The 9,771-nt window shown below is 40.0% G+C and carries 6 protein-coding genes; all 6 read right to left on the reverse strand.

Annotated features, from left to right (window positions below; translation table 11 throughout):
* Nucleotides 1–271: 271 nt before the first annotated feature.
* Nucleotides 272–1,285, reverse strand: a complete 1,014-nt coding sequence (locus tag ACT8YW_RS19990) for a DUF1735 domain-containing protein (RefSeq protein WP_444106919.1) — start codon at nt 1,283–1,285, stop codon at nt 272–274.
* A gap of 24 nt (nt 1,286–1,309) precedes the next feature.
* On the reverse strand, nt 1,310–2,482 hold the full coding sequence (locus ACT8YW_RS19995; protein WP_444106920.1) for a DUF1735 and LamG domain-containing protein: 1,173 nt from the start codon (nt 2,480–2,482) through the stop codon (nt 1,310–1,312).
* Nucleotides 2,483–2,499: 17 nt separating this feature from the next.
* Complete coding sequence (locus tag ACT8YW_RS20000) at nt 2,500–3,618, reverse strand: glycoside hydrolase family 18 (RefSeq protein ID WP_444106921.1); 1,119 nt, start codon at nt 3,616–3,618, stop codon at nt 2,500–2,502.
* Between the two features lie 26 nt (nt 3,619–3,644).
* Entirely contained in the window at nt 3,645–5,204 is a 1,560-nt protein-coding gene (locus ACT8YW_RS20005) for a SusD/RagB family nutrient-binding outer membrane lipoprotein (RefSeq protein WP_444106923.1), read from the reverse strand.
* Between the two features lie 25 nt (nt 5,205–5,229).
* The gene (locus tag ACT8YW_RS20010; RefSeq protein ID WP_444106922.1) at nt 5,230–8,511 is read right to left on the reverse strand and encodes a SusC/RagA family TonB-linked outer membrane protein; all 3,282 of its coding nucleotides are present in this window, start codon (nt 8,509–8,511) and stop codon (nt 5,230–5,232) included.
* 182 nt (nt 8,512–8,693) lie between these two features.
* Nucleotides 8,694–9,683: a FecR family protein gene (locus ACT8YW_RS20015; RefSeq protein WP_004309565.1), complete on the reverse strand. Its 990-nt coding sequence runs from the start codon at nt 9,681–9,683 to the stop codon at nt 8,694–8,696.
* Between the last annotated feature and the right edge of the window lie 88 nt (nt 9,684–9,771).

The following is a 9,771-nucleotide window of genomic DNA, read 5'->3' on the forward strand; positions in this document are numbered from 1 at the left end:
ATTTTTCGGCCTGACGATGGACCAGGACAGATAAATGATGATAAGTCATACTCTTAGTATTAGTAAATATGGTACAAAGGTATTGGTTTTACTTCATTTAGGCAACATTAATCCAAGAGTTTTGCAACGAACATTATGAATCAAACATCTGGCAACAAAAAACAAACGGTTATAAACCAAACTATGCCAGCAAAGTATACTTCATCTTTACCGGCATAGTATAAATTACACTCTACTGTAAATTAGGAAAAATAATCATATTCCCTAACTCCTATCGATACAATCGTATTTCAGCACATGATGCATTCACAGACTCACCATTAGAGAAATTATCCAGTACATGCACTGTCAGATATCGCAGTTTTACAGGCGAATAAAAAGCTATTTCCCAAGGAGTATGATCAGAAGGCATCCCTGTTGTGCATGTCGCTATACCTATGCGCGTCAAATTATCCGGATCATCCCCACCTAATAATTCCACTTTTGAATAATCCAAATTCCATGCTCCCCAATAACCAGCAGGAGTAATTGAAAGCCCTATAATTTCCTGAGGCTCATGCATATGAAATGGTATTTTAGCATTTGGATAGCCAATATAACTCATTAGGAATGTGTTCATGTCATCATCACTTAAATCTTGTGTAGGAAGGCCATATCCTCCAATCACATCATAAGAAGTAACATCAATCATTGTTTTACCTTTCAAACTGCCATTCACATCTATATTCGTGATTTCCTTATTCACTTTCCATAAATATGTACTATAATTTTCACTTATCTCAACTGCATCAGTAGTTACCAAAGACAAAGCCACCATTCCACTCTCAGCAAGTTCCTTAAGTGAACCAGATTCCTCATCAAGCGTGAAGGATATCATCTCCCCACTTTCAAGTTCTCCCTTTTTGATGGTAACCGTTTGATTCAGAAAGGAGATTGCGTCTTCTCCCAACCATGTTACGTCATCCTCTCCAGCATCCGATACCGAATTCTCCACTTTCATCGAAAAAAACAAATCCTGGGGAGCAGCATTGGTCAATTGCACCCGGAGATCCACCTGTTCGGAACCCGCAATCAAATCCCCTCCGTTTCCTGTCTGCACAACTGTAGATTCCATATAATTCTTGGGATAAAAACAACGGTTGTCAATAAATGCTTTGACAATGTCACCACTGTTTCCTTCCGGGAAAAGAGTGCTTCCCACTTCCCGTTCACTTTCACATGCAACAAACCACAATGGCAAAAGCAATACCATCGAAGTTATGATATTCTTCTTTATTGATTTCATGATATTTCAGTTATAATACATTATTTAATTGTTAGCATTGAGGCGAATATTATCTCTCCATTCAACAGGATCATTACACCATGCCTCATTTCCATTTCCTGTAGCATCGGTAAACCTGTCACCTTTTCCTTCATTGAATTTAAAATAAGCAAACAATGCATTGGAATGAGGATCGGTCGCATACAAGTTGTTGGCTATTTCCCGCTGAGATAAAGCCCGCTTCCATAAGCGGAATTCGCTCATCTGAACATCTGCTTTCAAATATTCGGCATTTCCAATTTTACATTTCGTTTTACTGAGATTGGTCACTTTACCCGGTACATCTATCGAATTATCCAATTTTCCGTCAACATACAGATACAACTTGCTGCTTGTACACACCCAAGCTATCTGATACCATTTATTCTCTTCAAACAACGTTGCACTGTTCATCTGTAAGCCCTGAGTCTTTATCTGCAAACGATTTCCTTCAATGGGGGCATCACCAAAACGAGTATAAATCTGCCCATCCGATTCGCCCAAACTGCTTGAACCATCAAAAAGGGCCTGATTATTCAATTCCCCAACCTTCTTCCCAAGTTTGCTCATATTGACACAGAACTCTAAAGTCCATTCACTTAAAGATAAATCTTCAACCAAACTGAAAGTAGCATTATGTCTAGAGTTGAAAACCGGGACTGAAGTCACAATGGCCGGATCAAGTAAATAAAGTATAGTACTTCCAGGTTTCAAGACCTCTGCCGCGCCATCTTTACTCTGAAGTGTCAAAGCAATGGCATATTTATTTCCGCTATCTTTCATTTCCTGCGTCAAGGGAAGAATTTCCAATCCTGACGATTCCGAAAGAACCTCCCCCTGCTTTATCACAGCCTCTTTCCCCTTAAAATTATACTGTTCGGCAGGAAGAAATTTATAGGATGTATAATTAACTTCATTATACTTTGCCAATAATTCAGCATCTTCCACAAACTCAAAGTTATAGTCTTTCTCTGCCGGATCGGAAAGACGCACATTCAAATTGGCTGTCACCAAATCTTGATCAATAAACACTTTTAATGCAGTATTCGGATTCGTACCAGTTTGTGAAATATAGGCCTGATTATGTAACACCGAATATTCGGCATTATCACAACCGACAAACAGACATGTAAAGAATAATAGTCCGATTATATTTTGTTTTAATAAATATCTGTTCATTTTTTATTCGTTTTTATTTACTTAATACTTGGATTCTGAATTTGTATGGCTTTACGCAACGCCGGATAAGTTTCGCTCCCTTGTGCATTCACTTTATATTCATATTCCATATGGTAAGTTCCTACACCTCCTTTGCGATATTGTATGCCACCAACCGACGGATTCCAATAAGCAAAACCACTAAGTGAATTTATCTCCGTGCCGTCAGGAAGTATAAAAGCTGCCCCACCAGTCTTGGCATGATCCTCAAAATTCTCACAGATAATAATCTTTTCCGCAATCTCTCCAGCTGTCGCCACATCTTTGAAGTGGGCATACTGTTTGTCGAAGCGAGCATCCAGCCGACTGTTGTCTTGCTTATAATAAGTTGTATACGTTTGCAGAATCAGATAATCAAAATGGTGAAATAGCTCAGCAGGCAATGCATCCGGTTCACCATCCACAACCAGCATTTTTCCCGTACCAGACTTCGGACCGACTCTCTTCGACATCGTTTCCACAAACTTCGCGATTACTTGACCGTTATTTTGCCAAAGTTCCTTATTGGTAGGAAACGGATGCTGTACATTCGGTTCAGCATCGAAATCGAACCCATCATAATTATACTTTTCAATCGTATCACACAAGGCGTTCGCATATTTCTCCACTGCAACCAACCGATTCTCCAGTGAATAGTCCCACCCCCAGAACTTATGTCTCCAGTCTTCTATAGATGTACCATTGTCTACTTCCTCCTGTGGCATCGGCGGTGTAATCTGGTCGCCAATATCAAGCACCAGGAAACAGAACAATACTTTCGTTCCCTTTTTTTCTTGCACATAACGTAAATCTTCCATCATAGCAGGTGACGGATTCTTCCAGTTTCCCCACAATGACACAAAATCTACACTATCCGGCAATCCTTTTAAGGAATTCTCATAAGAAGCACCGGTTCCCGTCCAGTTACCATACCATCCGAACGCAACCGGATGGTCAGTCTTTTTATATTCACGCAGACGGGCATAATAAGCCTCATCCTTATTAGATATAGTCAGATTCGCAGGATCTTTAATTTCCGTATCCAACCAATCATCACAGGCCGTCAAAGCAAATGATATTCCTAAAATTCCAAAGAAATATTTATATAATCGTTTCATTTTTATATTTTTTACATTTAGATTTCTTACTTGTTACCGCCATTTTGCCACCACATCCTTGCAGCATAATCATCTTTCCCGCCTAGCATTTCAACAGCTTTCCGATAATTTTCCTGATTATTGCCATTCATCTCTCTCGGATCAAACGGAATACGATTCGGCACATCCAGATCGTATCCATTGGTGGACTGAGCCACAGGAAATACGCAAGGATAACCGGTACGACGTATTTCATTCCATCCTTCCTGACCATCAGGAAACAAAGCAATCCATTTCTGTACAATCAGCCTTTCCATTTTTCTTTCGGGGGAATCATTATCATCCCACTTCACCGTGATTGTACTGACAGGTGCATGATTGCCTCCATATCCATCCGCAGCATCATAATAATACTCTTGTGTCTTTTCCGAATTTTCCAAGTAGTAATATGCCTGGCCGGCCACCCCCCATTGTTCAAACGACAAACGAACCGCCTGATTATAAAGCTCACCGGGAGTTCCTCCCATATCCCAACCTAACATCGCACCTTCAGCCCGGCAGAATGTCATCTCGGCAGCCGTCATCCACATTCCCCTTGAGTCTTCCTCAATATTGGCAGCAGAATATTTTTTCATAGCAAGGTCCTTATTGGTCACGTTGGCACCAGCACGGCAACCCACAACCGAACGTCTACCATATTCTTCCGTATTTTTAAAATACTGATAAATACGCGGGTCGCCAAAACCATTCATATAACTTTCCAAATCGGCACAGGCACGACTATCTCCCCAGTCGACAGAAGTCTTATACTGTCCATTGGGAATATATGTTATAGCGCAATTGTCCTCGTTCTGTTCAATAACTCCCGCTTTATATGCTTCCACAGCAATTCGCTGAGCTTCATCCTGATTAACAAATCGCATGCGGATGGCCATACGCAACTTCAACGAGTTTGCAAATCTACACCATTGATTCATTTTACCTCCATACACCTTATCCGCATCCGCTTTCAAAACCAATCCCGGATTCGTCTCCACCAAAGGAGTTATGATGGAAATTGCTTTATCCAGAGTCTCTATGAGATGGCTATACACTTTCTCTTGAGAAGAATAAGCATTGGCATCTTCTTCCACCCCAATAGGAAGAGGACCGTATGTATCAGTAAAACGCAACATTAACTGCGCACGTAAAATTAATGCCAATGCATACATGGGGCCCTCTTCTTGTGTGAGGACAGCCACAGCATTAAATGAAGACGTCGCTTTGGCAAACACGTCCCGCCACGGTACGATTTTCCAATCGTCCGATGCATTAAAACAAGTATAATTCTTCACCGAAAAATCCGGCTTCACATAAGTCATGTAACGCCCCAAATAATTACCAATGAGATCTTCCGTATTTTGATAAGTATTCTCCTGTTCAGGAAAAGCAAAGTTCTGTAACTCTGTGATAAAAGAGGAAACCGCATAGTCGTCTCGTCCAAGCTCTTCCAACGAAGTCTCATGTCCTGGACGGTTAGCATCCTCAAACCCCGCAGTACAAGAGGTAATCCCGAATAGAACAAATGAACCGATCAACCAACTTCTCACTATATTTATTTTCTTCATCATCTTTCTTTTTTTTAAGTTAATATCAAAGTTTCAATTTGATGTTGAATCCCAGGGTACGCAAACTTGGTTGCATAAAATAATCAAACCCTTGATAATAAGTCCCTGTTGACGCAGTTGATTCCGGATCAAACGGAGCCTTCCTGTATATCATAAACAGATTATTGGCAGTCACTCCCAAGGTCAGTTCTTTACTCTTCAACCATTTTCTAGGTAAAGTATAGCTAATATGAGCTTCCTGTAAACGTACATTGGTCGCACTGTAAATATATTCGGACCATATAGGGGTGTCTCCACCTACTACCGCATAATATCCTTCGGCGGAGATTTTTCCGGTATTTACTGCTATACCACCATTATTTCGTGCTTCAGCACTCACCGCTGAAACGCCATACTCATCCAGAATAGCCTGTGTCTGTGACATACATATACCTCCCAGGCGCGCAGTCAGGACAAATCCCAGATTCACACCTTTCCATGAAAAATCATTTGAAAAACCAAGATTACCTTTAGGCAATACCGAACCCCGGTATTGTGGATTGGACAAGTTGGTCTGCATCACATTCCCGTTGGAATCAAGAGCGATATTCCCTTCAGCATCACGTTTAAAGTCAGTATATGTATAAATATCGCCCATACCGCCACCTTTTTTCAGGACTACTCCGCAACCACTAAGTCCTGCCTGCCTTACCACCTCATTAGGATTCTCCAACAGTTCTACTATTTTGTTACGATTCATACTGTAAGCCAATGAAGAGCTCCATGTAAAATCCACCCAGGATTTAGTATATCCCACCGATAATTCCAATCCACGATTCCTGATATTACCAGTTTGAATATATTCCTTATTAAAACCTGCAGCTCCAGACGTAACATCCCGCAACAATGTCTGTTTGCGTGTATTGGATTGGTAAACAGTCAAGTCAACAGACAAAGCATTTCCAAAAAAGCGTGCAGTGACACCTGCCTCCCATGAATCCGTACGTTCCGGATAAAATTTCTTCGGAAATTTGTAAGTTACTGTTTTATAAGTTCCCAAAGCGGGATTATATTCATACCTCCATGCCGATGACAGATTAGGCTCAATGGCCGAACCGACAGACGCCCACGAAGCACGTACTTTCAAATAATTAATCATTTGTGGCATCTTCGCCATTTCCGAAACAACCGCAGATACCCCTACAGAAGGATAGAAGAATGATGTTTGTGCGGTTCCATGCAAAGCTGAGTCCCAATCATTACGACCGGTCAGAGTCAAGTAAAGCATACTTCTATACCCCAACTCGGCACTGATAAACATTGAATTGATATAATGTTTGTAGCTCTCAAAAATAGGACGATTGTCATTGGTTGCGTTTCCATAATCTATAGCATTCGGCGTAAACACATTAGAAGGAGCTTTCAGACCTCCCTGAAAACCGGTAACATCATATTTCAAACGGGAAAATGAAGCACCCATATTAGAAGAAATGCTAAAATTCTCTCCTAATGTCTTATTGATATTAAGCATCAAGTCTCCATACAATGTCTGATCATTAATCTTATCATAGCCATAAAAACCGTAATCGGAAGGTGCAAACAACTTTAATGTAGAGGCATACCGTTTATCTTCCTGCTTAGTGGCAGCATCATCCCAGCGCAAACGCCCGGTAACATTCAGCCAGTCTAATATTTCATATTTCAGGCTGGCACTCACCATATAACGATTCCGGTCATTAGTGCGATTCATACGGTTTGCCACCCAATAAGGATTCTGCATCTTAAGAGCATCTCCATAGTTCCAATTTTGCACATATATCTTACGAACAGGATCATATACCTCAAATGTACGGATTGCATCAAAACTTTCTCCCCTCGGGAAAAGATAAAGAGAAGTCAAAGGGTTAAACCACTGACCTTGAGCCATCAGATTTTTATCTTTCTCACGAATATAATTAAAGTTAAAATCACAAGTCATCTTATCATTCAAGAATGAGGTGGTATTACGAAACGTAAAATTATACCGATCATATGAGTTATTAGGAATAATCCCTTGTGCATTCGTCGTACCCACAGAAAGATATGTCTGATTCTTGCTAGTACCTGCTGTCAGTGAAATATTGTTTTGAATATTAGTACCCGTATTAAAGAAATCAGCCGGTTCATAAGTACCGAATTCCGAAGCAGCTTTATCTCCCCAAGTTTTTATCTCCCCCGGACGATTCACATATTGGTCCTGAAACTTTGGCATTACAAATGGATTGGCAAACTGTGAACTATTAGAAATTGTGACGGACACTTTTCCTTCTTGCCCCTTCTTAGTAGTAATCATAACCACTCCCTGAGCAGCAGCCGAACCGTAAAGAGCGGCAGCAGCCGGTCCGCTAAGCACCGAAATAGACTCGATATCTTCCGGATTGACATCCGCAATACTTTCTGTCCCCGGCTGATTCGCATACATCATTGCATCCCCCTTCAATTCTCCTTGGCTTCTACCAGTCACAGGAATACCATCAATAACATAAAGAGCCTGATTACTTTGGCTGATAGACTTCGGACCACGCATCACCACACGGGCAGCGCCGCCCATACCAGCCGAGGAAGCATTGATATTCACTCCCGCAACCTTACCGGACAATGAATTCATGAAATTGGCACTCTTCACAGTAGTGACAGCATCATTGCCCACTTTCTGAACATTATAACTTAATGCTTTCTCTGAACGTTTAATTCCTAAAGCCGTAACGACCACTTCTCCCAGTTCCTGCGCTCCGTCCTCCAAAACTATATTGACAATATTTTCTGTAGCATGAGTCTCTTTTGCCTGATAACCTACGTATGAAAAAACAAGAACAGGCGTTGCAGTCTTAGTTGTTATTTTATAATTGCCATCCAAATCGGTCACCGCACCGTTAGTTGTTCCTTTTTCAATCACTGTAACTCCGATTAACGGTTCTCCTTTCGCATCTACAACATTGCCGGATATATTTCTGCTTTTAGCCTTTTTAATATTTTGTTCCGGCACAATCATTATATAATTATCTTTTATCAAATATGTAAAACCTGTTCCTTTAAGAATTACTTTCAAGGCTTGCTCCAAAGGTTGTTTTTCAATATCTAAAGATATTCTATTTACAGGAAGTTGAGAATCATTATAAGAAATAGACATGTGGGTTAACTTCCTAACTTCAGCCAATGCTTCCTGTAGTGAAATATTTTTTCTTTTTATTGTTATTTTACTACTATTCTGAGCATAAATCGCTGACCCTATTAATAGCAGACAAATTATTAATATACTTTTTCTAATGTTTTTCAGATATAAATTCATATCTTAGCAGCGTTTTAGTGTTAAAATCATAATATTTTCTCAAGTCAAACAAAGGTGGTAAACTATTTTTACACCATTTTAATACTAAACTTATTTCATATCCGGAGTAGGTGGGGCCTTCTCCGGATATTTTTCTACATAGGCGGAGTAAATTGAGCGTTAAATAATAAGAAAAATATTCATTACCAAATTATATGGCAGGCATTGTCTTTCAAACGATAATCAAATTGGCCGACAACCACTTGCATCACTTCCAAAACTTCTTCCAGCCCTGCATTTTCTTTAAACACAAAGTTGTAGCGATCCTGATTACGTTTCTTCGTAGAAACATAAAACATAATTCCAAAATGACGCTCCAATGTCTGTATAATTTCAGCAATTGTGGCTTTATTAAATACAATTTCCCCTCGTTGCCATGCCGTTACATCTTTCATGTTGGCAGTCAGCACTTGGCAGTCAGCTGTACATTTATTATACACAACCTGATATCCGGGAGTTAAAACATAACTAATCGTATCATTACAGTCCACTCGTACTTTCCCTTCGATCAAAGAAGTGGTTATTATATCTTCTTCCGGATAAGCTTTCACATTAAACTCTGTTCCCAAGGCAGTTATTGCCATATTTGATGATCGCACAATGAAAGGTTTCTCCGGATTTTTTGCCACTTTAAATTCGGCTTCTCCCATCAGATAAACCGTTCGGGTCTTGCCCTCCAGATTTTCAGGATAAAATACATATGAACCAGAATTCAGACATACGGTAGTTCCGTCCGGAAGACTGATTGTCTCTCTGGCCCCATTATTCACATAATGTTCCACCATTGCGATATTGTCCCTGTCAAAATGATTATAACTTACCCACAAAGTAGTTGTCACAGACAGAATGACGATAACAGCAGCTGCCGCAACAGATTTCCACAACTTCCAACGATTTACATTTGTAACCATTGGAGTATATTCAATGCCGATTTTATCCAATACCTGCTGAAACGAATGCTCCATACCGTGTCCAAACTTTCCTTTCGTCTTAAACCATAAATTATGAAGCGCCATTTCTTTCTCTTCTGCAGAATCAGGACTAATCATCCAACGATGAAATCTGTCGATTGTCCGCTTTGAATAATCAAAGTCAATAAAAGAGCGTAGCTGTTTTTCCAATTTACTTTTCATCTATACCAAATCAAGTGTTACATATAAGAGACACCTTGCCAGACATACATACTTAGTCTAAATAGAAAAAAAATAAAAATAAAATGAT

The sequence above is a fragment of the Bacteroides sp. genome, from assembly GCF_052357945.1.
In the GTDB taxonomy this organism is placed as follows: Bacteria; Bacteroidota; Bacteroidia; order Bacteroidales; family Bacteroidaceae; genus Bacteroides.

What these genes read in the sequence shown, in the direction of transcription:
- ACT8YW_RS19990 (WP_444106919.1), bottom strand. Translation starts at nt 1,285, where the DNA reads ATGAAATCAATAAAGAAGAATATCATAACTTCGATGGTATTGCTTTTG.
- ACT8YW_RS19995 (WP_444106920.1), bottom strand. Translation starts at nt 2,482, where the DNA reads ATGAACAGATATTTATTAAAACAAAATATAATCGGACTATTATTCTTT.
- ACT8YW_RS20000 (WP_444106921.1), bottom strand. Translation starts at nt 3,618, where the DNA reads ATGAAACGATTATATAAATATTTCTTTGGAATTTTAGGAATATCATTT.
- ACT8YW_RS20005 (WP_444106923.1), bottom strand. Translation starts at nt 5,204, where the DNA reads ATGAAGAAAATAAATATAGTGAGAAGTTGGTTGATCGGTTCATTTGTT.
- ACT8YW_RS20010 (WP_444106922.1), bottom strand. Translation starts at nt 8,511, where the DNA reads ATGAATTTATATCTGAAAAACATTAGAAAAAGTATATTAATAATTTGT.
- ACT8YW_RS20015 (WP_004309565.1), bottom strand. Translation starts at nt 9,683, where the DNA reads ATGAAAAGTAAATTGGAAAAACAGCTACGCTCTTTTATTGACTTTGAT.